The organism is bacterium (genome assembly GCA_026129405.1).
Classification (GTDB): domain Bacteria; phylum Desulfobacterota; class Binatia; order DP-6; family DP-6; genus JAHCID01.
This window is the reverse complement of sequence record JAHCID010000005.1, coordinates 171,065-196,521: the sequence shown is the minus strand read 5'-3', so window position 1 is coordinate 196,521 and position 25,457 is coordinate 171,065. Positions and strand designations below refer to the sequence as shown.

Below are 25,457 nucleotides of genomic sequence, written 5' to 3'. Positions count from 1 at the left end.
GTCAGGCGCGTTTGATGCGGTAGGTCGTCGCGCGGCCGAGCGCGACGCGCTCGAAGCGATCGTCGACGTTGAGCGTCGTCTCCGCACCGCCGAGGAACAGCCAGCCGTCGGCGGGCATGTGCCGGCGCGCCCGCTCCAGGATGCGCTGCTTGGTGGGAACGTCGAAGTAGATGAGCACGTTGCGCATGAAGACGACGTCGCAGGTCGGCAGCGACGGCCAGGTGCCGGCGAGGTTCAGCTCGAGCGGCTCGACCATGGCTCGGAGCTCGGGCTTCACGCGCCAGTGCGTCCCTTCCTTCGTGAACCACTTGACCAGCATGGGCGCCGGCAGGCCGCGATTCACCTCGAGCTGGCTGTAGAGCCCCTCGCGGGTGCGCGCCAGCATCGAGTGCGCGATGTCGGTGGCGATGATGCGCACGCTCCAGGACGCCAGGGCCGGGAAGTGGTGCCGCAGCACCATCGCGATGGTGTAGGGCTCCTGCCCGCTCGAGGACGCGCCGCACCAGATGGTGAGCTGCTTGGTGTGCTCGCGCGCCGCGAGCAGCTCGGGGATCACGTGCTGGCGCAGCGCCTCGAACGGGTGCACGTCGCGGAAGAACGTGGTTTCGTTCGTGGTCATCGCCTCGATGACCTTGCGGTGCAGGACCGAGCGCGGATCCGCCTGGAGGGTCGCGACCAGCTCGGCGATGGTGGCGAAGCCCTCGGCTCGCGCGACCGGCACCAGGCGCGACTCCGCGAGGTACTCCTTGCCCGGCTCGAGGACGATGGCGGCCCCCGCGTGCACCAGCCGCCGGATGTAGTCGAAGTCGCCGGCGCCGATGCTCATGGCTGCCCCCCGCGCGCCGTCGGCCCGGCGCTCGGGCGCGGCGGCAGCGGCCGGCCCCGCGCCACGCGGCGCATGAGCTCGGTCGCGATCTCGTCGAGCGGCAGGATCCGATCCGCGAGGCCGGCCTCGGCCACCGCACCCGGCATGCCCCACACCACGCTCGTCGCCTGGTCCTGCACGACGATCTGGCCGCCGGCGTCGCGAACGTCGCGCGCGCCGCGCAGGCCGTCGTGCCCCATGCCGGTGAGGACGACGCCGAGCGTGCCCGCGCCGACCGCGGCGGCGGCGCTGCGGAAGAGGACGTCGACCGCCGGCCGGCACGAGTTCTCGGGCGCGTCCTGGGTGAGGCGGACGCGCAGCTCGCCGCCGGCGCGCATCACGGTCACATGCCAGTCGCCCGGGGCGACCAGCACCTCGCCCGGCCGCAGCGCCTCACCCTGCTGCGCCTCGCGCACGCGCAGCGCGCAGCGCGCCTGGAGGCGCTCGGCGAGCAGCCGGGTGAACACCGGCGGCATGTGCTGGACGATCACCACGGGCACCGGCAACGTCCCGGGCAACGCCGGCATCAGTGCCGAGAGCGCGTTCGGACCGCCCGTCGAGACGCCGATCGCGAGCAGCTCGACCGGCCGCCCCACGCCGGCCGGCGCCAGCGGTCGCGCCGCGGCGGACGGCAGCCGCGGCGGCGCCGGCCGCTCTGGCCCGCCGCGGCGCCGCAGAACGCCTTGATCTTCGGGATCAGCTGCTCGCGGACCGCCTGCATCGCCGCCTGCACGCTGCCGACGTTGGCAGGCTTCGTGACGTAGTCGGCCGCCCCGAGCGCCAGGGCCTCGAGCGTCGCCCCCGCCCCGCGGGCGGTGAGCGTGGAGAACATGATGACCGGCAGCTTCGGATGGCTCGCCCGGATGGCCGCCAGCGTCTCGAGCCCGGACATCTCGGGCATCTCGACGTCGAGCGTGACGAGGTCCGGGGCCACCTGCGGGATCTTCGCGAGCGCGATCCGCCCGCTGGCGGCCGCGCCGACGACCTCGATCCCCGCATCGCCCGCGAGCGTGTCGCTGAGCAGACGGCGGATGACGACGGCGTCGTCGACGACGAGGACCCGGATCCGGCGCATCACGCCGCGGCCAGCCCCAGCAGGGCCAGCTTCTCGACGAACGCCGGCTTGGTGAAGGGCTTCATCAGGTACTCGTTGGCGCCCGCGTCGAGCGCGCGTAGCACCTGCGCGCTCTCGATCTCGGTGGTCACCATCATGATGACCATGCCGCCGTAGCGGGCGTCGGCGCGGACCGCCTCGACGAACTCGAGCCCGTTCATCTCCGGCATGTTCCAGTCGACGAGGGCGAGATCGACCGGCCCGGCGTCGGCCAGCGCCGACAGTGCCGCCCGGCCGTGCTCGGCCTCGACCGTCTCGAAGCCCTGCTCGCGCAGGATGCGACGGATGATCATGCGCATCGCCTGCGAATCGTCCACGACCAGTGCTCGCACGCGGAAGCCTCCCGGCGTCCTCGACGCCGGGGGGGGGGGGGCCCCCCCCCCCGCGCCCCCCCGGGACTCAGTAGCGGAACTGTCCGACGACCCGCTGGAGCTCGGCGGCCATGCGCGAGAGCTCCGCGGCCGCCTTCTGGGTGTCGTTCGCGCCGGCGGTCGTGCTGGCCGCGGCCTGGGCGACGCCGGTGATGTTCTGCGCGATCTCGGAGCTGCCCTTGGCAGCCTCCACGACGTTGCGTCCGATCTCGTTCGTGGTCGCCGTCTGCTCCTCGACGGCGCTCGCGATCGTGTTCTGGATGTCGTTGATCTGGTTGATGATGCCGCTGATCTGGGAGATCGCCTCGACGGCGCTCTGGGTATCGCCCTGGATGGCCTCGATCTTCTGACCGATGTCCTCGGTGGCCTTGGCGGTCTCCTTCGCCAGCTCCTTCACCTCGTTGGCGACGACGGCGAAGCCCTTGCCCGCCTCGCCCGCGCGCGCCGCCTCGATGGTGGCGTTCAGCGCGAGCAGGTTCGTCTGCTGCGCGATCGAGGTGATGACCTTGATGACCTTGCCGATCTCGGCGCTGCTCTCGCCGAGCTTCGCGACGGTGGTGTTCGTCGTCTCGGCGACGCGCACCGCCTGCTCGGCCACCTTGGCGGCGTCGCTGGCGTTCTTCGCGATCTCCTTGATCGACGCGCTCATCTCCTCGGTCGCCGTGGCGACGGTCTGGACGTTCTTCGACACCTCTTCGGCGGCCGCCGAGACCACGTTGGCCTGAGCCGCGGTCTCTTCGGCGTTGGCGCTCATCTGCTGGCTCACCGCGGTGAGCTCCTCGGACGAGCTCGCGAGCGCCTGCGCGTTCTGGCCCATCTCGCCGACGCTGCCGCGCAGCGTGCCGAGGAAGCCGTGGAGCCCCTCCCCCATCTGGCCGATGGCGTCGCTCCCCTTCACGGTCACGTCGCGGGTGAGGTCGCCGCTCGCCGCGGCGTTGACGACGCCGAGCATGGCGTCGACCTTGCCGCGCAGCTCCTCGGCGGCGGCGCGCTCGCGCTCCTGGAGCTCGCGCGCGCGCTCCTCGGTCGCGATCTTCTCGGTGATGACCTCCCACGTGAGCATGGGGCCGAGGTACGTGCCCTGCGCGTCGAAGATCGCGCTCACCAGGAGATCGAGCTTCTCGGGGCCGACGTCGATCACCGCCCTGTGCGGCAGGTTCTTCGGATCGGAGACGATGCGCCGCTGATGCGACGGGTTCTTGTGGAAGACGTCGAAGGAGTGGCCGAGGATCTCGTCGGCCTTGATCGGCAGATACTGCTCGATCGTCGCCAGCGTCTCCTTCGACTTCGGGTTGAGGTACTGGATGACCCCCTCGGGGTTCGCGAAGATGACGTTGACGGGCGCGTTCTCCATCATGTTCATGACCCGCGCCATCTCGTTCTCGAGGCGGAGCTTCTCGGTGACCACGTCCCACGTGAGCATCGCGCCGAGGTACTTGCCGGCGCCGTCGAAGATCGCGCTCACGAGGAGGTCGAGCTTCTCCGGCCCGACCTGGATGATCGCCTTGTGCGGCAGGTTCTTCGGGTCGGACACGATGCGCCGCTGATGCGCGGGGTTCTTGTGGAAGATGTCGAAGGACTGGCCGAGGATCTGATCGGCCTTGATCGGCAGGTACTGCTCGATCGTCGCGAGCGTCTCCTGCGACTTCGGATTGAGATAGCGGATCGTCCCGTCGGGATCGGCGAAGATGACGTTGACGGGCGCGTTCTCCATCATGCTCTGGACGCGCGCCGCCTCCTCCGCCGCCTGCTGCCGCTCGATGGTGGCCGAGACGAGGCGACCGACCGCGCGCAGCGTGTCAAGCCGCTGCTGTGAGGGCGAGAGCGTCTCGAGCGCGAAGAAGTCCATCGTGCCCACGACCGCACCGCCGAGGACGATCGGGAAGCAGACCCCCGACTTGACGCCGGCGCGCTGGGCCGAGGGCGCCCGGCAGCAATCCCGCATCTCGCCGAGGTCCTGGACGAAGAACAGGTCCCGGGTGCGCCACGCGCGACCGGAGAGCCCCTCGCCCTCGCGGAAGCGGGCCTCGCGCGTCACCTTCTGGAACTCCTCGGTGACCGTGCCCGACTGCGCCGAGAAGCGCAGCGCCTGCTCGTGCCGATCGAGGACCCAGTACGAGCCGTAGGCCCAGCCGAAGGCGTCGCGCACCGTGTCCAGCGCCGCCTGCACGGCGGCGGCCGTCGTGTCGGCCGCGGCGAGCGCCTCGACCACACGCAGGACCGCCTGGGTGTTCTGCGTCGCCTCCTCGATCGTGACGTCTCCGCTCGCCTGCTCCAGGGTCCGGACCGCCGCCCGAACGGCGCCGCGTCCCTGCCCTCGTCCGTTCCGCATCGCTGCTTCCTCCACTCCCCGGCGGCACACGGCCGCCTCGCGTTCAGTTGTCGACGTCGGACCCGAGGGGGGCCACCGCGGCACCCGCCTCGTCGATCTGAGTCTGCGCGATCTGCAGCCCTTCCAGCGTGGCGATCCGCGCGACGCGCCGGCACCGCGTCATCGCGGCCTCGCGTCCCGCACGGCGGCGAGCACGACGCCCGCCGAAGCCGTCATCCAGAGCCCACCCGCGAGCATGCCCGCGAGCTCCGCGAGGAGCCGCCAGGCGGACGGGCCGCGGCTCACTGCACCAGCTCCACGGCCGCGCCGCCCGCCCCGAGGTGGATCGTCTTCTCGGTGTCGAGGATCAGCAGCAGCCGCTCGCGCAGCTTGTAGACGCCGCGGATGACGTCGCGCGCGACGCCGTCGATGGTCTCCGGCGGGCGCTCGAACTGCTCCTCGCTGACCTCGACCACGTCGCCGATCTCGTCGACCAGCAGGCTGACGGCGCCGTCGTCGGTGCGCACCACGACGTTCATCGGCAGCGCGTCGGCCGGCCGCGGCGCAAGCGTCAGCCGCCGGCGCAGATCGAGCGCCGTCACGATCTGGCCGCGCAGGTTGATGAGTCCCTGGATCTCCGCCGGAGCCAGGGGCACGTGCGTCATCTGCTGGTAGCGGATGACCTCCTGCACCTTCAGCACCTCGACGCCGAAGAAGAGGCCGTCGACGAAGAAGGTCGCGAACTGCTGCTCACCTGCCATTGCGGAGCCCTCCCTCACGCCGAGGCCGACACCGGGTCGGCCCCCCGCACGATGCCCGGTACGTCGAGCACGTCGGTCACGCGATGCTGCACCACCGCCGAGCCGCACAGGCCGCGGCGGCTCGTCGCCCGGCGTACGCTAATCGTCTCCTCGACGATGTCGAGGATGCGGTCGACGACGAGGCCGACGCTGCGTCCCTCCTCGCTGTACACGACCACCTGGAGCGGGCCGTCCGGCGCCTGCGCCGCGCCCGGCATCCCGAGCACGTCGGCGACGCGCACGAGGCGCATGATCTGGTTGCGGTACTGGACGACCTCGTCGCAGCCCGCGCGCTCGACGTGCGTCGCCGCGAACTCCTCGAGCCGGGCCACCAGCGAGAGCGGGATCGCGACGCGGCCGTCGTCGCCGATGCCGAGCAGCAGCAGGGTCTCGCGCTCGCCGGCCGCGTCCCCTTCGCTCGCCCGCTCGCTCTCGCCGAGCGCCCGATCACGCACCTCCGAGACGACGTTGGCCCGCTGCGCGATGCCGAGCACGTCGAGGATCAGCGCCACCCGGCCGTCGCCCATGATGGTCGCGCCGGCGAACGTCGTGATGCCCTTCAGCTGCTTGCCGAGCGGCTTCACGACGATCTCCTCGGTGTCGTTGATCGCGTCGACGACCAACCCGAACTGGCGGTCGTCGGCCTGGAGGACGACGATGTTCGTCGCCTCGTCGTCGGCCGTCGCGTCGCTCGCGACGCCGAGCTCGCGGCCGAGGTGGACGAGCGGCAGGAGGCGGCCGCGCAGACGATGGACCGGGGCCCCGTGGATGTACTCGATGCCCTTCTGCGCCTGCTCGCCCTCGAGCCGGACGAGCTCGAGCAGGCTCACCTGCGGGATGGCGTAGCGCTCGCCGCCGCTCGTCACGATCAGCGCGGGAATGATCGCCAGCGTGAGCGGAATCTTGATCCGCAGCGTCGTGCCGTGACCGGAGCGGCTGGAGACGTCGACGGTGCCGCCGATCTTCTCGATGTTCGTCTTGACGACGTCCATGCCGACGCCGCGGCCCGAGACGTTCGTGATCTTCGCGGCGGTGGAGAAGCCGGGGAGGAAGATCAGGTTCGTCGCCTCGCGGTCGCTCATGCGCGCCGCCTGCTCGGCGGTGACGAGCCCGCGCTGCACCGCCTTCTCGCGCACGCGATCGTGGTCGAGCCCCTTGCCGTCGTCGCTGATCTCGATGTTGACCTGGCCGCCCTCGTGGAAGGCGCGCAGGAACAGCCGCCCGGTCTGCGGCTTGCCCGCGGCGACGCGCTCGCCGGGCGCCTCGATGCCGTGATCGACGGCGTTGCGCACGATGTGCGTCAGCGGGTCCTTGATCGCCTCGATGATGGTCTTGTCGAGCTCGGTCTCCCGGCCCTCCATCTCGATGCGTACGTCCTTGCCGCAGGCGACGGCGAGATCGCGCACGACGCGGGGGAACTTGCCCCAGATGTTGCCGATCGGCTGCATGCGCGTCTTCATCACGCCTTCCTGCAGCTCGGTCGTGATGAGGTTCAGGCGCTGCGAGGTGGCGAGGAACGCGGTGTCGGCTTGGGTCGCCGTGAACTGGAGGATCTGGTTGCGGGCGAGCACCAGCTCGCCGACCAGGTTCATCAGCTTGTCGAGCAACCCGACGTCGACGCGGATCGAGGTGTCGGAGACGCCGTGCCCGCCGGCGGCGGAGTCGCTCGCGGCGGCGGCGGGCTCGGCAGGAGCCGGCGGCGACTCGGGGCTCGCGATCGCGTCCGTTCCCGTGCCGGTGCCGACCGACGCCAGGATCTCGGACCACACGCGCTCGACCTCGGCGGCGGCAGCGGACGACTGCACGCCCTCCGGGGTCGCCGCGATCGCCGGCGCCGCCGTGCGCGCGCAGCGGCCGAGCGTCTCGATGAGCGCGCTCCAGTCGGCGTCGCCGTCCGTGCCGTCGGCCTCGATGTGCGCGAGCATCTGCCGCACGGCGTCGACCATCGAGAGGAGCGCGGTCGTGATCTCGGCGTCGAGCCGCAGCTCGCCGTCGCGGAGCTTGCTCAGCAGGTTCTCGCCCACGTGCGCCACGGATTCGAGGCGACCGAAGCCGAGGAAGCCGCACGTGCCCTTGATGGTGTGGATGGTGCGAAAGACGCTCGCGAGCGTCTCCCGGGCGCCGGGATCCTTTTCGAGCGCGACGAGGTCGCGATCGAGCTGATCGAGGTTCTCGTGGCTCTCGACCAGAAACTCCTTGACGACTTCGTCCATGTCCTCGAGGTCGCTCATCGTCGCTCCTCGTCGCTGCTTCAGGAGAGCATCTCGTGCTGGTGGGCGAACTGCTCGCGGATGCGCACGGCGCAGGAGGCTTCGTCCTCCGGCGCGATGCCGAGCCCGACGAGCCCGATGCCGCGCGGCGGCTGCGGCGCGGTGCCGTGGCCGATGGAATAGGCGAGCGCGTCGGCGGCGTTCAGCAGCCGAGCGAGCTGGCCCCCCGCGTCGGCCTGCTCGGGGCGGTGATGCCAGCGGATGCCGTCGCACTGGATCGGGGCGAGCCCCCAGTCCTCGGCCAGGATCGCGCCGGCCTCGGCATGATCGAAGCCGTACCAGCCGCGCTCGAGGTCGCAGGTCTCGCCCTCGCCCGCCGTCCCGAGGCCGATGATCACCTCGTAGGCGACCGGGTCGGAGAGGAGGAAGGCGATGCGGCCGACGTCGTGGAACAGGCCGGGCAGGAAGGTCATCGCCGGGTCGACGCGCCGGGTGAAGCGCGCCAGCTCTTCGGCCGCGACCGCGGTCGCGAGCGCGTGGCGCCAGAGCACCTCGGCGTTGCGCGCCGCGCCCTCGAAGAGTCGGCGGGCCGAGGCGGCGACGAGCAGGTCGCACGTCTTGCGCAGCCCGACGGTCATCACCGCCTCCTCGAGCGTCTTGGCCGGGGTGCGGCGCGCGTACGCGGCCGAGTTGCCGACGCGCAGGATGCGCGCCGACAGGCCGACGTCGGTGCGGATGATGCGACAGAGGTCCTCGGCGTCCGCGTCGGGGTCGCGCGCGACCGCCAGCGCGGCGCTCGCGGTCGCCGGCAGCGTCGGCAGCTCGCCGGTGCGCGAGAGGCGCGTCAGCGTGGTCCGGACACACTCGCGGAGCGTCTCACGGTCCAACGGGCAATCGGTGGCTACCTCGATCATGGACATGTCCTCCGGTCCGGTCACTGCAATCCCGCGCGCGCGGCGTCCCGCGTGGCGTAGAGGCTGTTCTGCGTCTCGGCGATCTGCTTGAGGCTCTCGACGACCTGGACGTTCGGCGCGCAGATCGCGGTGCGCAGGCCCGCGTCCTCGGCTTCGCCGAGGAGCCCGACGAGGCTCTTCACGACGTCGGCGTTGACCTCGGTGACGTTCACCAGGTCGACGATCAGACGCTGGGCGCCGCCCTGGGCGAGGGAGCGCAGCTGCTTGGCCACGACCGGCAGCATCTTCCCGAACAGCTTCGAGCGCGGATCGGGAAAGGCGAAGACCTGGCAGCCGTCGTCCTCGGCGAGCAGCGCGGCCACGAGATCGTCCGTGCTCTGCGCGGTGCTCGCGGCCGCTGCGACGACCGCGGCTTCCGCGGACGGCGGCCCGAGCACCTTCGACACCTCGCGCTCGAAGCCGTCCTTCTGGAACGGCTTCACGATGTAGCCCGCGACCCCGAGCTTCGCGATCTCGACGACGAGCTCGCGCCCGCTCTCCGCGGTCAGCATGATGACCGGCAGCGCCCTGGTCGCGGCGTCGCCGCGGATGGCGGCGAGGCACGCCTTGCCGTCCATCACCGGCATGGTGACGTCGAGCAGCACCAGATCGGGCTGCGACGCCTTCGCCGTCTCGTACCCTTCCTGTCCGTTCTGTGCCTCGATCACCTCACAGCCGTAGGGCTGGAGGTGCCGCGCGACCATGGAGCGCACCACTTTGCTGTCGTCGACCGTCAGAACCTTCTTCATCGTCCCTTCGTCCCTCGCCTCACGCCGGCCACAGGCACACGGCGATCCGCCCTTCTCCGATGATGAGCTCGAGCGAGATCGGCTCGGCGCTCGACTTCACGCAGTGCGACAGCGGGGCGCCTGCCACCACCAGGGGCACCGACAGCGTGATCTCGCTGCCCGAGGCACCGAGCTTGCGCTTGATGGTGCCGCCGATCTGGTTGACGAGCTCGCCGAGCGCATCGCGCACGGTGTCCTCGTCCGGCTCCTCGTCCTCCATGCCGAGCATGGTGCGGGCCATGCCGACGGCGATCGGCCGGTGGCAGTAGACGACGAGGGTGCCGCCGCGACTGCCCACGAGCGAGATCGTCGCCACGAAGCCGTTGAACTGCTTGTCGGGCACGATCGGATGGTGGGCCTCGGTCACCACCGCCCCGGCGGTGGTGGTGAAGACCTCGCGCGCCGCATCCTCGACGATCTGCAATTCACTCACGCTCGGGTCGTCCTCTGCGCGGTGACTGCCCGCGCCGTCGTGCGTGCGTCCGGGCCGCCATGCGTGGTGCCCGAGCGCTCGCACCCGCGCTCAGCAACCCCCGTGCCGGCGTGGGACCCGCGGCAAGCTCCCGATCTGCCTCGAGTCTTTCGGCGCGAGGAGACACACACGGCGTCAATTTATCGGCGCCATGCCATAGCTACGACTAGATAGGGAGCCGTGCGGTCGGCAGCATCTGCCGCCGCGGAGCCGTCGTGGGCGCGTGCGCTGCGTGCCGATGGGCGGAAAGCGACCGCACCGCCGACGCCGGCCCGGCTGCGCATGGCGCCTGACACGGCGGCCCGAACGGCGAAGCCCCGAGAGGGTGCGCGGGGCATTTCCGTACCGCGCCGACACCGCCGCAACGCCGGCAGAGAAAGAAAAGGGCCGCCAGATTGCTCTGGCGGCCCCTCCGACGCTCCCCGGGCCGGACTCGAACCAGCGACCGATCGGTTACACCGCGTCCCGCCGTTTCCGACGGGGGTGGACTATCTCATCACCGTGGGCCGTGCGGCCTGTAGGTGGCGGGCGCTCGTGGGGAGATTATTCTTCCGTCACTCCCTAGTCTCTGCACCTTTCCTCCGCCCGTTACCTCGGAGGACTTGGCTCAGGATCACCATATGCTCGCTGTCGCACGTAGGCTTCCCTGAATTCACCCGCTGTTCACTCACCAGTTTCCCGGTGAGGCTGCGATTCGTTCACAGCCGATTGCTCTACCAACTGAGCTACCGGGGATCAGACGGCAGGCTTCCTAACAGAGAGCCCCCCGCCGGTCCAGTCGCACGCGCCTCACATCTCGCGCCGGCCCTCGAGCGCCCGCCCGACGGTCATGACGTCGGCGTACTCGAGGTCGGACCCGACCGGAAGGCCCCGGGCGATGCGCGTGATGCGCATGCCGAGCGGGCGCAGGAGCTTCGCGAGATAGAGCGCCGTCGCCTCCCCCTCCGCGGTGGGATTGGTCGCGATGATGACCTCCTGCACGGTCTCGTCCTGGAGGCGCACCAGGAGCGGCTGGATCTTGAGCTCGTCCGGGCCGATGCCGTCGAGCGGCGCGAGCGTGCCGTGGAGGACGTGGTAGCGGCCGCGGAACTCGCGCGCCCGCTCGATCGCCATCACGTCGCCCGGCTCCTCGACCACGCACAGCACGTCGCGCGTGCGCTGGCCGTCGCGGCAGATCGGACACGGATCGGACTCGGTGAGCCCGAAGCAGACCGAGCACAGCCGCGTCTGGTCCTTCAGCGCCAGCAACGCCTCGGCCAGCGCCTCGGCGAGCTCGCGGTCGGCGCGGAGGATATGGAAGGCGAGCCGCCCGGCCGTCTTCTCGCCGATGCCGGGCAGCCGTGCGAGCTGGCGCACGAGCCGGCTCATCGCGGGCGGCTGCGACACGTCAGCCGAGTCCGGGCAGCTTGAACGGCAACGGCAGCCCGCCGGTCACCTTCTGCATCTCGTCGGCGACCAGGTGCTGCGCGGCGCGGATGCCCTCGTTCACGGCCGCGACGACGAGATCCTGGAGCATCTCCTGATCCGGCTGCTGGAGCAGCGAGGGATCGAGCGCCACCGAGAGCACCTCGAGCTTGCCGTTCACCACCGCGGTGACCAGTCCCCCGCCGGCGCGGCCTTCGGCCGTGCGCTCGGCGAGCTCGTCCTGCACGCCGGCGATGCGCTCCTGGAGCTGCTGCGCCTGCTTCAGCAATCCGCCGAGATCGAATCCCTTGCCCATGACGATGCTCCGTTCACGAGCGGCGGTCGCGGACGCCCCGCACCTCCGCTCCTTCGAAGATCTCGACCGCCGCCTTGACCAGCGGATCGGCCAACGTCTCCTCCGCACGCCGTCGCGCCTGCGCCAGCGGGGTGTCGCCCGCGTGCGCGCTCGGCATCGGCCCGATCTGCACGCGCAACGGCCGGCCCGCCGCGTCGCCGGCCGCCACTTCGAGCCGCGCGAGCGTGTCGCGCACCTGGAGCTCGCGACGCATCGCCTCGCTGTCCATGCCGATGCGCAGCACGTCACCCTCGACGCCGAGCGGGCGGCCGCTCATGAGCGTCATGTAGAGCGAGAGCTTGTCCTGGCGCACGCGCGCGAGGAAGCGATCCCACAACGCGTCCTCGTCCGCCGCCGGGGCGCCCGGCGCGGCGGCGCGCGGCGGCGCGCTCGCCCCCGGCCGCGGCGATGCGGCAGGCGGTGCTGATCGCGCCGGCGCGGGCGCGTCGTGCGCGCCGGCGCCGGCGCCGGGGTGCGCGGCGGTGCCCCGCCGCCGGCGGCGAGCGCATCGAGCCGCGCGAGGATGTCGTCGATCGGGACCAGCGTCGGCAGCGTCGCGACGCGCAGGACCCGCATCTCGAGGACGAGCTGCGGATCGACGGTGCGCGTCGGCAGCGCGAGGGCCTCGTCGGCTTCGAGGAGGAGCCCGAAGATGCGCTGGAGGTCGTCCGGGCCGCGGCGCCCGGCCTGCGCGACGAGCGCGTCGACCTCGGCTTCGGGCAGGCCGTCGAGCAGCGCGCGGTCGCCCGTCGCGGCGACGACCGCGAGGTGGCGCACGTGCTCGAGGAGGTCGCGGCAGAAGCGCTGGGCGTCGTAGCCGTGATCGTAGAGCGCCCCCAGGTGGCGCAGGCACGCGGCCGCGTCGCCGGCGAGGATCGCGTCGGCCACGGCGACCACGAGCCCGCGATCGGCGGCGCCGAGCACGGCGCGCACCTGGGCCTCGTCGGCGCCGCCGCCGGCCGCCGTCAGCACCTGCTCGAGCAGCGACTGCGCGTCGCGCAGGCTACCCTCGGCCTCGCGCGCGACCAGCGCGATCGCGGCGTCGGAGAGCGCGAGCCCCTCGCCTTCCGCGGTGCGCTTCAGGTGCGCGGTCAGCTCGGCGAGACCGATGCGGCGCAGGTCGTAGCGCTGGCAGCGCGACACCACCGTCGCCAGCACCTTGTGCGGATCGGTGGTCGCGAAGATGAACTTCACGTGCGGCGGCGGCTCCTCGAGCGTCTTCAGGAGCGCGTTGAACGAATGCGACGAGAGCATGTGCACCTCGTCGATGACGTAGATCTTGAAGCGGCCGGCCATCGGCCGATGCGCGACCGTCTCCATCAGGTCGCGCATCTTGTCGACCTGGGTGTGCGACGCACCGTCGATCTCGAGGACGTCGAAGGCGATGCCCTCGGCGATCTCGCGGCACGAGGTGCAGACGTTGCACGGCTCGGCCGTCGGCCCCTGCTCGCAGTTGAGGGCCTTGGCGAGGATGCGCGCGGTGGTCGTCTTGCCGGTGCCGCGCGGCCCGGTGAACAGGAACGCGTGCGCGACGCGCCCGGCGCCGATCGCGGCCTGGAGCGTGCGCGTGACGTGCTCCTGCCCGATCACGTCCTCGAAGCGCTGCGGCCGCAGCCGCCGGGCGAGTACCTGGTAGGTCATGATCGCGTCGTCGACACCGTGTCGGCCGGGCGGTGAGGCGCCCGGCGATGATGGTCAGGTTGCCCTGCGGCGCAGCGGGACATCCGGTACCGTTGCTTCCTTCCGGACCTGGCGGGGTTCGCGGCGCCCTCTCGCGCAGGACCTGACCACCACCGCCCGACGCCCCACGGCCCCGTGACGGTTCGCTTCTCTATGGAGCGGAGAGGGTGGGATTCGAACCCACGGTACCGGTGAAGGTACACACGCGTTCCAGGCGTGCCCCTTCGACCACTCGGGCACCTCTCCGTATCGATCACGGTCGCAGAACTTCCCCGCGCGGGCAAGGGGGACGGAACGGAGAGGGGGGGATTCGAACCCCCGATGCCGTAAAGGCATACACGATTTCGAGTCGTGCCGTTTCAACCGGGCTCACGCACCTCTCCACGGGTCGCCCTGCGTAGCACAGGCCTCCGCGTCAGTCGACGCGAACGGCCCGTGCGCCGGCGGCGGGCGTCGCGGCGAAGCGCAGGGCACCGCGACCCGGTCCGTAGAAGCGCGCGTCGAGCCCGTCCAGCACGGCCGGCACGTCGGCGCGACGCACGACGGCGAGCGCGCTGCCGCCGAATCCGGCTCCCATCAGGCGGGCACCGAGAGCGCCGGCGTCGCGGAGGACGCCGACGAGGCGATCCAGGGTCGGCGTGCCGACGGCGTGGTCGCCGGTGCAGCTCGCGTGCGATGCGTCGACCAGCGCGCCGAGCGCCGGCAGGTCGCCGGCGCGGAGCGCGGCTTCGGCGGCGTCGACCCGGTCCGCCTCGGCGAGAGCGTGTCGGGCACGCGCCCGCAGGACGAACGTCTCCGGATCGGCGAGGACGACGGCGGGCGGTAGGAGGGCCGCGAGGCTCGCGGCGGTGCGGCCGCAGAGCGCGGGCAGCGCGGCGCGGCGCGCCGTCGCGGGGAGCAGCACGTCGAGCTCGCGCAGGACCGCCGGCCGATCGGCGAGCGCGCCGAGATGCGGCAGCGGCATGCCGAGGCGCCGCGCGAGCACCGCGGTCGCGAGGCGGCACTCGACGACACGCTGGTTGTAGTGCCCGCGCACCGCACCGGCCTTGGCGGCCGGCTCGCACGTGTCGGCGACGATCACCGCGAGGTCGGAGGGCAACGGCACCGCCCGCGCGCGCAGCGGGTGGAAGTCGAGGCGCAGTGCGCACCCCGCCGCACCGAGGAGGATGGCGGCCTGATCCATGCCGCCGCTGAGCGTGCCCACGTACTGCTCGGCGCGCGCCAGCCGCTCCGCGAGCACGAGCGGCGGAACGGCGACGCCCGCCACCGCCAGGGCTGCGCACGCGCTGGCCACGACGAGCGCCGCCGACGACGATACGCCGGCCGCGACCGGCACACGCCCATCCACACGCAGCACGAGACCGCCCAGATCGACGACCTCCGCCGCCACCGCCTGGACCGCGGCACGCACGTAGTTGCTCCAATCGCCCGGCGGCGCCGGAGGGACCGCCGTCGACAGCGGGAACCGGCACGGCGGGAAGCGTGGGGCGACGTTCTCGAGCGTGACGGTGCGGTCGCCTGCACGACGGCCCGCGACCCAGACGTCGGCGCCGATGGCCATCGGCAGGACCGGCAGCCCGTTGTAGTCGGTGTGCTCGCCGATGAGGTTGACGCGGCCGGGCGCGAGGGCGAGGTGCACCGCGCCCTCGCCGCCCAGCCCCGCACACAGGGCCGCGAGCCGCGCGGGATCCGGCGTCACGCGCGCCGGGCGCGAAAGAACGCCTGCAGAAGCGCTCGCGCCGCCTCGGCCTCCACGCCGGCGCACACCGCGATGCGATGGTTCAGCCGCGGGTCGACTGCCAGGTCGAACAGCGTGCCGGCGGCCCCGGCCTTGGGATCGGCACAGCCATACACGAGCCGCGTGACGCGCGCGTGCAGAGCGGCGCCGATGCACATCGCACACGGCTCGACGGTGGCGTACAGCGTCGTGCCGGGCAGGCGATAGTTGCGCTCGGCGGCGCCGCCGGTGCGCAGCGCCAGCACCTCGGCGTGCGCCGTCGGGTCGTGCTGCGCGACGCTGGCGTTGCCGGCACGTGCGATCTCGACGTCGGCGCGCACCAGCACCGCACCGATCGGAACCTCGCCGCGCTCGCCCGCCGCGCGGGCCTCGGCGAGCGCGACGGCCATCCATCGACGGTCGGCCTCGGACGCGCGGCATGCGTCGTTCGCTGCCACGACGTCGGAGGCCGACCCGCTCGACGGCTGCGCCTCAGTGGCCCTCGTGGGCTCCCTCGGCGTCCTTCTTCTCGCCGCCAGCCGCACCGGCCGCCTCGGCGGCCTGCTCCTGGCAGTTCTTCACGTCTGCTTCGCTGATGACCATCGTCTCGGCGACGTCCTGCGCCGACCGCCCCGTCTGCAGGTACTTCATCACCTGCTTGCAGTTCACGTCGGCAGCCTGCGCCGACGCCGTGGCGAGCAGCAAGGCCCCCCCGAGCATCACGATACCGAACCTCATGCGTAACGCCTCCTTGCGCGCTTCGCGGCGCGCGGCTGGCCCCGTTGGGATCGAGGCCGCCATACCAAACCCGGCACGGGCAGGGAAGGTTACGTGAGGCTCGCTGGACAGTCGCAGGACTCTTACATAGACCCGATACATGGGGTGGCGGTGGCTGGTCGTGGGGCCGGTGCTGGCGCTCGCGTCCGCCCCGATCCTCGCCGCGGCCGCCGTCCTCGAGCGCGTCGAGGTGCTGAACGCCGGCTCCGCCGTGCGCCTGCGCTTCTCCGCCCCGGTGACGCCGACGGCGACGGCACTGCCCGCCGAGGGCAGCGCGCCCGAGCGCATCGTCGTCGACTTCGGGGGCGCGACGCTCGGCCGCACGACGGCGCGCCTCGTTCCGGCCGCGACCACGGGCCCGTTGCTGCGCGTGCGCACCGGCCAGTTCACGCCGGAGATCGCGCGCGTCGTCCTCGACCTCGCGGCGCCGACGGCGTTCACCGTGCGCCAGCGTGGCGCCGTGATCACGATCGAGGCGGTGACGAGCGTGCCGCCGGCGCCCGCACCGGTTGCCACACCGGCCGCGGCGCGCGCCGCCGAGCCCGCCCCGGACACGCGTCGCCCGGCGCCCGTCGAGGCTCATGCCCCGAGACCGCCGGCGCTCGCCTCCGCGGCGGCGAGCGCGGCCGTTCCCTCCGTCGTCGCGGAACCCGAGACGGCGCCCTCCGTCCGCGAGCCGCGGCCCGCGTCGGCGCCGGTGGACCCGATCGCCGCCGCCCCGGCGCCACCGCCTGCGCGGCAGGAAGCCGGACCGCCGGTGGCGCAGACGCGGACGCCGTCGCGAGCCGGCGAGCGCATCGCGAGTCTGTCGACGCAGACCGCCACCACGCCGCCACCCACGGCGCGCCACCCGACCCGCACGCCGACCACGCCACCACCGGTCCGCGCGGGCGTCGCCACCGCGACCCCGGCCACGCCGGCGCAGCCACCGCCTGCCCAGCTCGCCACTGCGACCCCGGTCACGCCGGCGCCACTCTGGTCCGCCGCCACCACGACGGCCGCGACGGCGGCGGCAGCCGTCGCGATCGCACGCACCGTCACGCGCGGCGACGGGACGCGCAGCGACGCGGCGACGCCGAACGGGCCACGTGCGCTCGCGGTCGCCGCGACGACGACCGCGGTCTCGGACCGGGCCGTCAGCGATCGCCCGCCTACCCGCCGCCGTGTCGCCGGAGCCGGCGCCTCGGCGGCGCCGCAGAGCGCCATCGCGGCACCAACTGACGGCGTGCGGCGACGACGGCGGACGCGCGCTGCTCGCCGCCGTCGTCCCGGCAGCAACCTGGCCGCGCTTCACGCGCGCCGCCGATCGCGCACGCCGCCGCGGCCACGCGAGCGCGCCGTGGGCGAGCACCCGCCGAGCGACGCGGCGCCGCCCGCGGTCGGTCGCGCTGGCGCCCCCGCCGCCCACCGCGGTCCATCGCGAACCCCGCGACGGCGCCGGCGCCCGACGCTCCACTCGCGCCCACAGCCGCAGCGCCGCCGTCTCCCGTGGTCGCGGCGCCGCCGAGCGCGCTGGCCGGCGCAGCCCTGCCGCGCACCGCGCGCGCGATGGTGGTGATCGACGCGGGCCACGGCGGCCGCGATCCGGGCGCCGCCGGGGCCGGCGGGGTGCGGGAGAAGGACGTCGTCCTCGTCATCGCGCAGCGGCTGGCGGAGAAGCTGGCGCGACGCCTGCCGGTGACCGCGGTCCTGACGCGGTGGGACGACTCCTTCGTGCCGCTGCACGAGCGCCTGCCCTCACCCGGCGGTCCGCCGACGCTGTTCGTGTCGCTGCATGCGAACGCCAGCTCCGACCCCCGCCCCTCGGGCTTCGAGGTGTTCTACGGCGGCGATCTCCTCCAGGCCTCGGACAGCGACGGCGACAGCCCGCGCGCCCGTCGCCTGGCGCGCCTCGTCACCCAAACGCTGCGCGCTCAGATCGGGCCGGTGCGCGGCGCCCCGCGTCGCGGGCGCTTCGCGGTGCTGCGTCGCAACCCCGCGCCCGCCGTGCTGCTCGAGCTCGGCTACCTGACGCACGCGGACGATGCCGCACGCCTGCGCGACCCCGGCTACATCGATCGCCTGACCGACGCGCTCGTGCTCGCGCTGGCGCGGATGCTCTCCGCGGATGCCTGAGCATCGTCACGCGCAAGATAGACAGGTCGCCTGCCATGACGCGGCGAGCCGGCGTGCCGCAGCCAGGATTGCATCGGCCGCGAGTCGCTTTCGCATGGCTTCGCCGGCGAATTATCCGCTCGTGGCCACGGAAAGGCATTGCACACCCGAGTCTTCAACGTTAGAAACATAACACCGAAAACTCGGCGCGCCAGAGGAAAGGAGCATTATGGCAAGCGACAACGAGGTCTGGGTGCAGCTTGCGACACGCATCCCGAAGCAGCTTCACCGCGAGCTGAAGCTCCACTGCGTCAAGTCCGACATCTCCGTCATGGAGTTCGTCGTGCGCGCGCTCGAAGAGAAGCTTTCGCGCGACACGTCCCGGAAGAAGACGGCGGCTCGAGCCTGAGCGAGTCCGTGGCTTCGGCGGCCTGCGCGGGCATGACCCCCCGGGCGCGTCGCCTGCTCGATCGTGTCCGCGCCGCGGACGAGGATCAGGGGACGCTGGCCTTCCTGATCAGCGGTGGGTGCTGCGGCGGGACGAATCCCGTGCTGTGCCGGCGTTCGGCCGTCCTCGAGGGCTTCGACGTCGCCTTGGGGACGGCCGATGGCGTCCCCGTCTTCGCCCATCCCGATCACGCCGAGTATCTCCGGCGCGATCGCTTCGTCCTCGACGCCCTCGAGGACGTCCGCAGCGACACCTTCTCGCTGGAGATCGCGCACGGCGGACGCTTCGTCCTGCGCGAGCTCTCCGCACCGCAGCCGAACGACCCCTGCTGAGGTTCGCGGCCTAGCTGCGGCGTCCGCCCGAGGCGCCGCGCGCCTGTGCGCGCGCCGCACGCACCAGCTCGGCGGCCTGCGCCACGTGTCCGAACGCATGGACCTCGCCCTGCGGGGTCACCGCGATCACCGTCGCCCACGGCACGCGCTCGCCGGCCCATCCGTGCTGGAGATCGACGACGTTCGGGCGGTCCAGCGGCACCGCGAGGAGCCGCGAGCGCAGCGCGCCGCTGCGGACGAGCAGCCGTCGCGACGTCACCGCGAGCTCGGTCCGAAGTAGCCGGCACAGCGGCAGAACGGCGCCCGCCGCCATGGCGACGATCGCCCACGCCATCACCTTGAGAGCGAAGGCGAGCGGCTTGTCGTTGTTGATGATGATCAGCGTGGCGACGACGGTCACGAAGAGCGCGAACGACCCGGCGCCGCCGAGGAGAACCCCGGGATGCAGCCCGGTACGGAACACGACTCGCTCGTCCGGCGCGAGCAGCCGCTCGACGAAGGGCATGGCTGGGAGCGAGCCGTATGCCGCAACGCTCCCCGTCCGGCAAGCCGACGCCACGCGCCTCGTCCCGACTTGCCCTAGGGCCGGAAGCCACCATACAAGCCGAGAGAGGAGCCTGCCTGTCGCAGGGCACCATCACGGAGCTCGGGGTGGGTCATGGGGAGCCCGATGGGGCAAGCTGAGCTGGAGCGTCGCGCGGTCGATACGATCCGCTTCCTCGCCGCCGATGCGGTACAGAAGGCGAACTCGGGACACCCGGGGTTGCCGATGGGCGCCGCACCCGCGGCCTACGTTCTGTGGACGCGGCACCTGGTGCACGCGCCGCAGAGCCCGAGATGGTTCGATCGCGATCGCTTCGTGCTCTCGGCCGGTCACGGCTCGATGCTGCTCTACGCCCTCCTCCACCTGACGGGCTACGAGCTGAGCCTCGACGACCTGAAGGAGTTCCGGCAGTGGGGCAGCCTGACGCCGGGCCACCCGGAGAGCCATCTCACAGCCGGCGTCGAAGCGACCACCGGGCCGCTCGGCCAGGGCATCTCGAACGCCGTCGGCCTGGCGATGGCCGAAGCCCACCTCGCCGCGCGCTTCAACCGTCCGGGCCATGCGATCGTCGACCATCGCACCTGGGTGATCGCCAGTGACGGCGATCTCATGGAAGGCGTCGCCAGCGAGGCCTGCTCGCTCGCGGGCCATCTCGCGCTCGGCAAGCTCAACGTCCTCTACGACGACAACCGCATCTCGCTCGCCGGCACGACCTCGCTCACGTTCGGCGAGGACGTCTCGCGCCGCTTCGAGGGGTACGGCTGGCACGTGCAGCTGGTCGAGGACGGCAACGACCTCGCCGCGATCGACGCGGCCTGCACGGCCGCGGCCGCCGAGACGGGACGCCCGTCGCTCGTCCGGGTGCGCTCCATCATCGGCTTCGGGGCGCCCCACAAGCAGAACACCTACGAGGCGCACGGCTCACCGCTCGGTCCCGACGAGCTCCGCGCCGCCAAGGAGAATCTCGGCTGGCCGCTCGAGCCGAGCTTCCTGGTGCCGACCGAGGTCGAGGCGCACTTTCGCACCGCCGTCGCCAAGGGCGCGTTGCACGAGCGCGAATGGAACGAGCGGCTGACGGCGTATCGCGCCGCGCATCCCGAGCTCGCCGCGGAGCTCGAGCGCCGCATCGCCGGCACGCTGCCCGCGGGCTGGATCGAGAGTCTTCCGGTCTTCCCCGCCGACGAGAAGGGCGAGGCCACGCGCAAGGCGTCGGAGACCGTCATCCAGGCGCTCGGCAAGGCGATCCCGGAGCTGGTCGGCGGCAGCGCCGATCTCAACCCGTCGACGCTCACCTGGATCAAGGGCGCGGGCGACTTCCAGCCGCCGACGCTGTCCACCGACGGCGTGCAGGGCCGCATCGGGCCCGACTGGGGCTACGCCGGGCGCAACCTCTACTTCGGCGTCCGCGAGCACGGCATGGGGGCGGCGGTGAACGGGCTCGCCTACCACGGCGGCTTCGTGCCGTACGGCTCCACGTTCCTCGTCTTCTCGGACTACATGCGCGGCGCGATCCGCGTCTCCTCCATCGCCAAGCTCGGCACGGTGTGGGTCTTCACGCACGACTCGATCGGCGTCGGCGAGGACGGGCCCACGCACCAGCCGGTCGAGCACTATGCCGCGCTGCGCGCCATCCCCGATCTGCTCTTCTTCCGCCCGGGCGACGCCAACGAGACGGCCTGGGCATGGCGCCTGGCGATCGAGAACCGCCACCGACCCTCGGTGCTCGCGCTGACGCGGCAGAACGTGCCGACGCTCGACCGGGCGCGCTTCGCGCCCGCCGAGGGCGTCGCGCGCGGCGCCTATGTGCTGAACCCGGACGTCGCCGATCCGCAGCTCCTGCTGCTCGCTTCCGGCTCCGAGGTGGGTCTCACGGTTGCGGCCGCCCGGACGCTCGCCCAGCGTGGCGTGCGCGTGCGGCTCGTGTCGATGCCGTGCTGGGAGCTCTTCGAGGAGCAGCCGGCCGCGTACCGCGAGTCGGTCCTGCCGTCGTCGGTGCGGGCCCGCCTGGCCGTCGAGTCGGGCGTGACGCTCGGCTGGCATCGCTGGGTCGGCCTCGAGGGAGACTGCCTGACGCTCGATCGCTTCGGCGCCTCCGCGCCGGGGCCCCGGGTCCAGGCCGAGCTCGGCTTCACCGCCGACCACGTCGTGGAGCGCGCCGAACGCCTGCTGCGCTGACTCCGGGAGGGCCCCGATGACGTCGACCCCGCTCACCGTACTCCGGCAGCTGGGGCAGAGCCTCTGGCTCGACGACGTCCCGCGCAGCCTGCTGCGCTCCGGGGAGCTGGCCCGCCTGGTCCGGGACGGCGAGGTGACCGGCCTCGCCGCGAACCCCGCCTGCTTCGCGCAGGCGCTCGCGCACGGACGCGACTACGACGATGCACTCGCCGCCCTCGTCGCCGCGGGCCGGACCGCGGAGGCGATCGTCGACGCCCTCCTGGTCGAAGACGTACAGGCGGCCGCCGACGTCCTCCTGCCGGTCCATCGCGAGACGAAGCGCGCCGACGGCTACGTGACGCTACGGCTCGCGCCGGGGCTCGCGCACGACGCGGCGGCGACCGTGCGCGAGGCGAAGCGGCTCTGGCGTGCCGTCAACCGCCCGAACCTGATGCTGCAGATCCCGGCCACGGCCGCGGGGCTGATCGCAATCGAAGAGGCCGTCGCCTCCGGCATCAACGTCCACGCCGGGCTCGTCTTCTCGCGCGCCCGCGCCGACGCCGTGATCGCGGCCTACTTCGGCGGGCTGACGCGCCGGCTCGAAGCGGGCATGCGGGTCGACCGGCTGGCCTCGGTGGCGAGCTTTCCGCTCCATCCCCTCGATGCCGCCGTCGATCGCCTGCTCGACGAGCGCATCGCCGCCGCAGCGCAGAGCGAGATGCGCGCGCAGCTCGAGCGGCTGAAGGGCAAAGCGGCCATCGCCCAGGCGAAGCTCGCCCATGCGGCGTTCGGGGAGCAATTCGGCCCCGATCGCTTCGCCCTGCTGACTCGCGAGGCGGCCCATCCGCAGCGAGCGCTGTGGACCGATACGGCGCCCGTGCCGCCGGCCGCACCCGAGGTCTACTACCTCGAGGCCCTGGTCGGTGCCGGCGTCGTCGCCGCCGTGTCGCCACGCACGCTCGCGGCCTACCGCACGCATGGCCATCCGGAGGACCGCCTCGGGCTGGCGCTCGAGCGGGCGCGCGCCGTCCTCGAGCAGCTGGCGCAGGCGGGCATCGACCTCGACGCCGTGGCCGCGCGGCTCGAGCACGAGCAGCTCGCCGCCGCCGCGGACACGCAGCGCGCAACGCTCGCCACCGCCACGCATCGGCGCGAGGCGCTGCGGGCGATGGCGCGCACCGAGACCCTGCCCGGCCCGGCCGAGCGAGCGCTCGCCACCGCGCTGCGCAGGCTCGAGACCGAGCCGGTGCTCGAGCGGCTGTGGCGTCACGACGACACCCTCTGGCCGACACCCGCCGCGGACGGCGCCGATCGCCTCGCCTGGCTCGCGCCGGGCGATCCGGCGCCCGACACGGAGACGCTGCGCACCTTCGCCGACGCCGTGCGGCGCGACGGCCTGGACCACGCGGTCGTGTGCGGCGGCGGCGGCGCCACGCTCGCGCCCGAGCTGCTGCGGCGCAGCCTCGGCGTCGCCCGCGGGTTTCTCGACGTGTCGGTCTGCAACCCGGCCGATCCGGCGGCACTCACCGCCACGGCGAAGCGGGCCGTCCCGGCACGCACGCTGGTGGTGCTGGCCGCGCCGTCGGGCGACGCCGCCCCGCTCGACGCCGTCTTCCGCTTCTGGTGGGAGCGCATCGCCGCCGCCGCCGGCGAGCGCGCCGGCCGCCATTTCGTCGCCCTCGCGCCGGCCGGCAGCGCTCTCGCGACGCTCGCTCGCGAGCGCGGCTTCCGCGAGGTGTTCGCCACCGCACCCGGCGTCTCCGGCGCCTGGGCGACCTTGTCGGCGATCGGGCTGGTGCCCGCCGCGCTCATGGGCCACGACCTCGCGAAGCTGCGCGAGCGCGCGCACCGCATGGCGGCGGCATGCGGCGTCGACGCGCCGGCCGCGCAGAATCCGGGTGCCCACCTCGGCGCGACGCTGGCCGCGCTCGCACGCGCCGGGCGCGACAAGCTGACGCTGCTCGCACCCGACAAGCTCGCCGGCTTCGCGGAATGGCTCGCCCACCTCGTCGGCGGTCTCGCGCCCCGCCGCAGCCCCGGCCTCGTCGCCGTCGTGCGCGAGCCCGCGGGTCCGCCCGCGGTGTACGGCAAGGACCGCGCCTTCGTGCAGCTGCGCCTCGGCGCGCACCCGGACCGCACCGCCGCGACGCTCGCTCGCGCCGGTCACCCCGTGATCGGCTTTCGTCTCCTCGACGGCTACGACCTCGCCGGCGAGATCGTGCGCTGGCAGGTGGCGACGGCCGTCGCCGCGCATCTGCTCCAGGCCGATCCGTTCACGACGCCGCGCACGCCGGCGGTCACCGTCGACGCCGCGCCGGTCGTCGCGCTGCCCCCCGCGCTCGCGCCGGCGCAGCCCGACTTCGCCTCCCGTCTCGGCTCGCAGCTGGCGGCGGCGCGGGGGCGCCGCTGGGTCGCGCTCGCCGCGTTCGTCGCGCCCACGCCGCGGCGCGAGAAGCTGCTCGAAGACGTCCGCGGCGTCATCCGCAAACGCTTCGGGGTGGCGACGACGCTCGCCTTCGGTGCGCGCGTGCCCGAGGTCGCCGCGGCCTGGCACGGCAGCGGCCCGGCGTCGGCGATCGTGCTCCAGCTCACCGCCGACCCGACACAGGACGTGCCCGTCCCCGGCCGCCCCTACGGCTTCGCCGCGCTCCAGGACGCGGAGGCGACGCGCACCCGCGCGTCGCTCGCCGCGGAGCGCCGCCCCGTCGTCGCCGTCCACCTCGGGCCCAACGTCGACGCCGGGCTCACGGCCGTGCTCGCGGCCCTGCAGCGGCGCCCCCCGAAGCCACCCGCACGGGGGCACGGCGCGGGCCACAAGGACGGGGCGATCGGCCGGACGCGCGCCGGGCGCCGCTGACCCGGCTCAGCCCGGCCGCAGCGCGCCGAGAACGCGCAGGAAGTTGCCGCCGAGCAGCTTGCGCAGCGGCTCCGTCCCGACGCCGCGGTCGAGCAGCTGCTGCACCACGCGTGGATAGTGATCGACCCCCGGCAGGTCGGGCGGCGGCGTGATGGCGCCGTCGTAGTCGCTGCCGAGCGAGACGAAGTCGTCGCCGACGACGCGCATCACGTGGAGCACGTGCTCGGCGATCATGCCGGCGTCCCGGGGTCCTCCCGGGCGGGCGAGGAAGCCTGCCTGGAAGATGATGCCGATCGTTCCACCGCTGTCGGCGATCGCACGCAGCTGGGCGTCGGTGAGATTGCGCCAGTGCGGGCGCACGCCGGTCACGCCGGTGTGCGTGACCAGCAACGGCCGGCTGCGGTCGTGCACCGAGACCGCGTCGAAGAAGGCGCGCTCGTGGATGTGGGCCAGGTCGACGAAGATGCGGTGGGCGTCGAGCTCCTCCACCAGGCGGCGACCCGCCGCCGTGAGCCCCTTGTCCCGGCGGGCGGCGCCGAGCGGGCTCGACGTCGCGCCGTAGACGGCGTTCGTCAGATGCACGAGGGTGACGCGCACGATGCCGTCGTGCGCCAGCTCGGCGACGCCGTCGGGCGCCGCCTCGACGGCGTTCGCGCCCTGGATCGACGGCAGGCAGACGTGCGCGCCCCGTGCCCGTGCCGCGCGATACCCCGCGAGCGTGTCGGCCTCGACGAGGGCGCCGCCGCTGCGCGCCGCGAGTGCGCGCAGGCGCGCGCGGTTCGTGCGGTAGGCGCGCAGCCGGGCGCCGGCGGAGCGGAACGGGTTGGTCGTGAGCGACCAGAGCGCGCCGGCGACGCCGCCGTCGCGCAGGCGCGGCAGATCGGCGTGTCCGAAGAAGTGGCGGCCGAACGGCCCCCCGGTGTGCCGCACCAGCGGATCGTAGCCCCACAGCCGCGGCGGAATCATGGTGTCGAGGTGGAGATCGATCGTGTCGCCGGCGCGCACCAGCTCGACGGCCTCGCGCGATACCCCGAGACGCCGCGCCCACGCCGACGCGTCGATCGCCTCGCCGAACCCAGCCTCGATCATCCGCCGGGGTTCTGGAAGGTGCCGCCGCAGAAGTCAACGGAACCGGGCGGGGGTCGGCAAGCCTTCTAGCCCCATCGCAACCGTTGTCCCTAGGCATGTGATTCGGTATGGAGCACCGAGGG

Annotated in this window: 23 protein-coding genes, 2 tRNA genes, 1 other RNA gene and 2 pseudogenes; 6 read left to right on the top strand and 22 right to left on the bottom strand. The window is 73.0% G+C overall.

Annotation, left to right across the window (positions count from 1 at the left end; genetic code table 11):
• Nucleotide 1: 1 nt before the first annotated feature.
• The 20 genes and pseudogenes from KIT14_18360 to KIT14_18265 form a co-directional block, all read right to left on the bottom strand.
• Nucleotides 2–826, bottom strand: coding sequence for a protein-glutamate O-methyltransferase CheR (locus KIT14_18360; protein ID MCW5892481.1), 825 nt, complete (start codon nt 824–826; stop codon nt 2–4).
• A pseudogene (locus KIT14_18355) lies at nt 823–1,940 on the bottom strand (chemotaxis response regulator protein-glutamate methylesterase). The gene KIT14_18360 and the pseudogene KIT14_18355 overlap by 4 nt, the downstream one beginning before the upstream one ends.
• The gene (locus KIT14_18350) at nt 1,940–2,311 is read right to left on the bottom strand and encodes a response regulator (protein ID MCW5892480.1); all 372 of its coding nucleotides are present in this window, start codon (nt 2,309–2,311) and stop codon (nt 1,940–1,942) included. The pseudogene KIT14_18355 and the gene KIT14_18350 overlap by 1 nt, the downstream one beginning before the upstream one ends.
• A gap of 67 nt (nt 2,312–2,378) precedes the next feature.
• Complete coding sequence (locus KIT14_18345) at nt 2,379–3,725, bottom strand: methyl-accepting chemotaxis protein (protein ID MCW5892479.1); 1,347 nt, start codon at nt 3,723–3,725, stop codon at nt 2,379–2,381.
• A gap of 378 nt (nt 3,726–4,103) precedes the next feature.
• Nucleotides 4,104–4,682 (bottom strand): annotated as a pseudogene (locus KIT14_18340) (GAF domain-containing protein).
• Nucleotides 4,683–4,963: 281 nt separating this feature from the next.
• Nucleotides 4,964–5,422, bottom strand: a complete 459-nt coding sequence (locus KIT14_18335) for a chemotaxis protein CheW (GenBank protein ID MCW5892478.1) — start codon at nt 5,420–5,422, stop codon at nt 4,964–4,966.
• 14 nt (nt 5,423–5,436) lie between these two features.
• Entirely contained in the window at nt 5,437–7,674 is a 2,238-nt protein-coding gene (locus KIT14_18330) for a chemotaxis protein CheA (protein MCW5892477.1), read from the bottom strand.
• A gap of 38 nt (nt 7,675–7,712) precedes the next feature.
• Complete coding sequence (locus KIT14_18325; GenBank protein MCW5892476.1) at nt 7,713–8,585, bottom strand: HDOD domain-containing protein; 873 nt, start codon at nt 8,583–8,585, stop codon at nt 7,713–7,715.
• Between the two features lie 20 nt (nt 8,586–8,605).
• A complete protein-coding gene (locus KIT14_18320; protein MCW5892475.1) occupies nt 8,606–9,373 on the bottom strand; it encodes a response regulator in 768 nt (255 codons plus the stop codon).
• Between the two features lie 19 nt (nt 9,374–9,392).
• The gene (locus KIT14_18315) at nt 9,393–9,845 is read right to left on the bottom strand and encodes a chemotaxis protein CheX (GenBank protein ID MCW5892474.1); all 453 of its coding nucleotides are present in this window, start codon (nt 9,843–9,845) and stop codon (nt 9,393–9,395) included.
• Between the two features lie 828 nt (nt 9,846–10,673).
• Entirely contained in the window at nt 10,674–11,252 is a 579-nt protein-coding gene (gene recR / locus KIT14_18310; GenBank protein ID MCW5892473.1) for a recombination mediator RecR, read from the bottom strand.
• 19 nt (nt 11,253–11,271) lie between these two features.
• A complete protein-coding gene (locus tag KIT14_18305) occupies nt 11,272–11,604 on the bottom strand; it encodes a YbaB/EbfC family nucleoid-associated protein (protein ID MCW5892472.1) in 333 nt (110 codons plus the stop codon).
• A gap of 13 nt (nt 11,605–11,617) precedes the next feature.
• A complete protein-coding gene (locus KIT14_18300; GenBank protein MCW5892471.1) occupies nt 11,618–11,956 on the bottom strand; it encodes a hypothetical protein in 339 nt (112 codons plus the stop codon).
• Nucleotides 11,926–13,284, bottom strand: coding sequence for a DNA polymerase III subunit gamma/tau (gene dnaX, locus KIT14_18295; GenBank protein ID MCW5892470.1), 1,359 nt, complete (start codon nt 13,282–13,284; stop codon nt 11,926–11,928). The genes KIT14_18300 and dnaX overlap by 31 nt, the downstream gene beginning before the upstream one ends.
• A gap of 49 nt (nt 13,285–13,333) precedes the next feature.
• Nucleotides 13,334–13,432, bottom strand: an RNA gene (gene ffs / locus KIT14_18290) — signal recognition particle sRNA small type.
• A 50-nt stretch (nt 13,433–13,482) separates the two neighbouring features.
• Nucleotides 13,483–13,569: transfer RNA gene (locus KIT14_18285), tRNA-Ser, on the bottom strand.
• Nucleotides 13,570–13,618: 49 nt separating this feature from the next.
• Nucleotides 13,619–13,706 (bottom strand) — tRNA-Ser (locus KIT14_18280).
• 32 nt (nt 13,707–13,738) lie between these two features.
• A complete protein-coding gene (locus KIT14_18275; protein MCW5892469.1) occupies nt 13,739–15,022 on the bottom strand; it encodes a hypothetical protein in 1,284 nt (427 codons plus the stop codon).
• Nucleotides 15,019–15,450, bottom strand: a complete 432-nt coding sequence (tadA, locus tag KIT14_18270; protein MCW5892468.1) for a tRNA adenosine(34) deaminase TadA — start codon at nt 15,448–15,450, stop codon at nt 15,019–15,021. The genes KIT14_18275 and tadA overlap by 4 nt, the downstream gene beginning before the upstream one ends.
• Nucleotides 15,451–15,532: 82 nt before the next feature.
• A complete protein-coding gene (locus KIT14_18265; GenBank protein ID MCW5892467.1) occupies nt 15,533–15,778 on the bottom strand; it encodes a hypothetical protein in 246 nt (81 codons plus the stop codon).
• Nucleotides 15,779–15,917: 139 nt separating this feature from the next.
• Between KIT14_18265 and KIT14_18260 the strand changes: the two genes are divergently transcribed.
• The 4 genes from KIT14_18260 (at nt 15,918) to KIT14_18245 (ending at nt 18,691) form a co-directional block, all read left to right on the top strand.
• The gene (locus KIT14_18260; protein ID MCW5892466.1) at nt 15,918–17,375 is read left to right on the top strand and encodes an AMIN domain-containing protein; all 1,458 of its coding nucleotides are present in this window, start codon (nt 15,918–15,920) and stop codon (nt 17,373–17,375) included.
• On the top strand, nt 17,366–17,932 hold the full coding sequence (locus tag KIT14_18255; protein MCW5892465.1) for an N-acetylmuramoyl-L-alanine amidase: 567 nt from the start codon (nt 17,366–17,368) through the stop codon (nt 17,930–17,932). Before KIT14_18260 ends, KIT14_18255 begins: the two co-directional genes overlap by 10 nt.
• 208 nt (nt 17,933–18,140) lie before the next feature.
• Nucleotides 18,141–18,320 carry a hypothetical protein gene (locus KIT14_18250; GenBank protein ID MCW5892464.1) on the top strand — a complete coding sequence of 60 codons (180 nt, stop codon included), beginning with the start codon at nt 18,141–18,143 and terminating at the stop codon, nt 18,318–18,320.
• 32 nt (nt 18,321–18,352) lie between these two features.
• Nucleotides 18,353–18,691, top strand: coding sequence for a DUF779 domain-containing protein (locus KIT14_18245; GenBank protein MCW5892463.1), 339 nt, complete (start codon nt 18,353–18,355; stop codon nt 18,689–18,691).
• A 10-nt stretch (nt 18,692–18,701) separates the two neighbouring features.
• Here KIT14_18245 and KIT14_18240 read toward each other — a convergent pair whose 3' ends face one another.
• Nucleotides 18,702–19,196 carry a PH domain-containing protein gene (locus KIT14_18240; protein ID MCW5892462.1) on the bottom strand — a complete coding sequence of 165 codons (495 nt, stop codon included), beginning with the start codon at nt 19,194–19,196 and terminating at the stop codon, nt 18,702–18,704.
• A 165-nt stretch (nt 19,197–19,361) separates the two neighbouring features.
• On the opposite strand from KIT14_18240, the gene tkt reads away from it, so the two are divergent.
• On the top strand, nt 19,362–21,410 hold the full coding sequence (gene tkt, locus KIT14_18235) for a transketolase (GenBank protein MCW5892461.1): 2,049 nt from the start codon (nt 19,362–19,364) through the stop codon (nt 21,408–21,410).
• 16 nt (nt 21,411–21,426) lie between these two features.
• Nucleotides 21,427–24,246, top strand: a complete 2,820-nt coding sequence (locus KIT14_18230) for a hypothetical protein (protein ID MCW5892460.1) — start codon at nt 21,427–21,429, stop codon at nt 24,244–24,246.
• Nucleotides 24,247–24,252: 6 nt separating this feature from the next.
• Here KIT14_18230 and KIT14_18225 read toward each other — a convergent pair whose 3' ends face one another.
• Nucleotides 24,253–25,335, bottom strand: a complete 1,083-nt coding sequence (locus tag KIT14_18225; GenBank protein MCW5892459.1) for a membrane dipeptidase — start codon at nt 25,333–25,335, stop codon at nt 24,253–24,255.
• Between the last annotated feature and the right edge of the window lie 122 nt (nt 25,336–25,457).

What these genes read in the sequence shown, in the direction of transcription:
- KIT14_18345 (MCW5892479.1), bottom strand. Translation starts at nt 3,725, where the DNA reads ATGGCGCGGGTCATGAACATGATGGAGAACGCGCCCGTCAACGTCATC.
- KIT14_18320 (MCW5892475.1), bottom strand. Translation starts at nt 9,373, where the DNA reads ATGAAGAAGGTTCTGACGGTCGACGACAGCAAAGTGGTGCGCTCCATG.
- KIT14_18335 (MCW5892478.1), bottom strand. Translation starts at nt 5,422, where the DNA reads ATGGCAGGTGAGCAGCAGTTCGCGACCTTCTTCGTCGACGGCCTCTTC.
- tkt (MCW5892461.1), top strand. Translation starts at nt 19,362, where the DNA reads ATGGGGCAAGCTGAGCTGGAGCGTCGCGCGGTCGATACGATCCGCTTC.
- KIT14_18255 (MCW5892465.1), top strand. Translation starts at nt 17,366, where the DNA reads ATGGTGGTGATCGACGCGGGCCACGGCGGCCGCGATCCGGGCGCCGCC.
- KIT14_18225 (MCW5892459.1), bottom strand. Translation starts at nt 25,335, where the DNA reads ATGATCGAGGCTGGGTTCGGCGAGGCGATCGACGCGTCGGCGTGGGCG.
- KIT14_18240 (MCW5892462.1), bottom strand. Translation starts at nt 19,196, where the DNA reads ATGCCCTTCGTCGAGCGGCTGCTCGCGCCGGACGAGCGAGTCGTGTTC.
- KIT14_18265 (MCW5892467.1), bottom strand. Translation starts at nt 15,778, where the DNA reads ATGAGGTTCGGTATCGTGATGCTCGGGGGGGCCTTGCTGCTCGCCACG.
- KIT14_18360 (MCW5892481.1), bottom strand. Translation starts at nt 826, where the DNA reads ATGAGCATCGGCGCCGGCGACTTCGACTACATCCGGCGGCTGGTGCAC.
- recR (MCW5892473.1), bottom strand. Translation starts at nt 11,252, where the DNA reads ATGAGCCGGCTCGTGCGCCAGCTCGCACGGCTGCCCGGCATCGGCGAG.
- KIT14_18305 (MCW5892472.1), bottom strand. Translation starts at nt 11,604, where the DNA reads ATGGGCAAGGGATTCGATCTCGGCGGATTGCTGAAGCAGGCGCAGCAG.
- KIT14_18230 (MCW5892460.1), top strand. Translation starts at nt 21,427, where the DNA reads ATGACGTCGACCCCGCTCACCGTACTCCGGCAGCTGGGGCAGAGCCTC.
- KIT14_18325 (MCW5892476.1), bottom strand. Translation starts at nt 8,585, where the DNA reads ATGATCGAGGTAGCCACCGATTGCCCGTTGGACCGTGAGACGCTCCGC.
- tadA (MCW5892468.1), bottom strand. Translation starts at nt 15,450, where the DNA reads ATGGCCGTCGCGCTCGCCGAGGCCCGCGCGGCGGGCGAGCGCGGCGAG.
- KIT14_18245 (MCW5892463.1), top strand. Translation starts at nt 18,353, where the DNA reads ATGACCCCCCGGGCGCGTCGCCTGCTCGATCGTGTCCGCGCCGCGGAC.
- KIT14_18330 (MCW5892477.1), bottom strand. Translation starts at nt 7,674, where the DNA reads ATGGACGAAGTCGTCAAGGAGTTTCTGGTCGAGAGCCACGAGAACCTC.
- KIT14_18260 (MCW5892466.1), top strand. Translation starts at nt 15,918, where the DNA reads ATGGGGTGGCGGTGGCTGGTCGTGGGGCCGGTGCTGGCGCTCGCGTCC.
- KIT14_18250 (MCW5892464.1), top strand. Translation starts at nt 18,141, where the DNA reads ATGGCAAGCGACAACGAGGTCTGGGTGCAGCTTGCGACACGCATCCCG.
- dnaX (MCW5892470.1), bottom strand. Translation starts at nt 13,284, where the DNA reads ATGACCTACCAGGTACTCGCCCGGCGGCTGCGGCCGCAGCGCTTCGAG.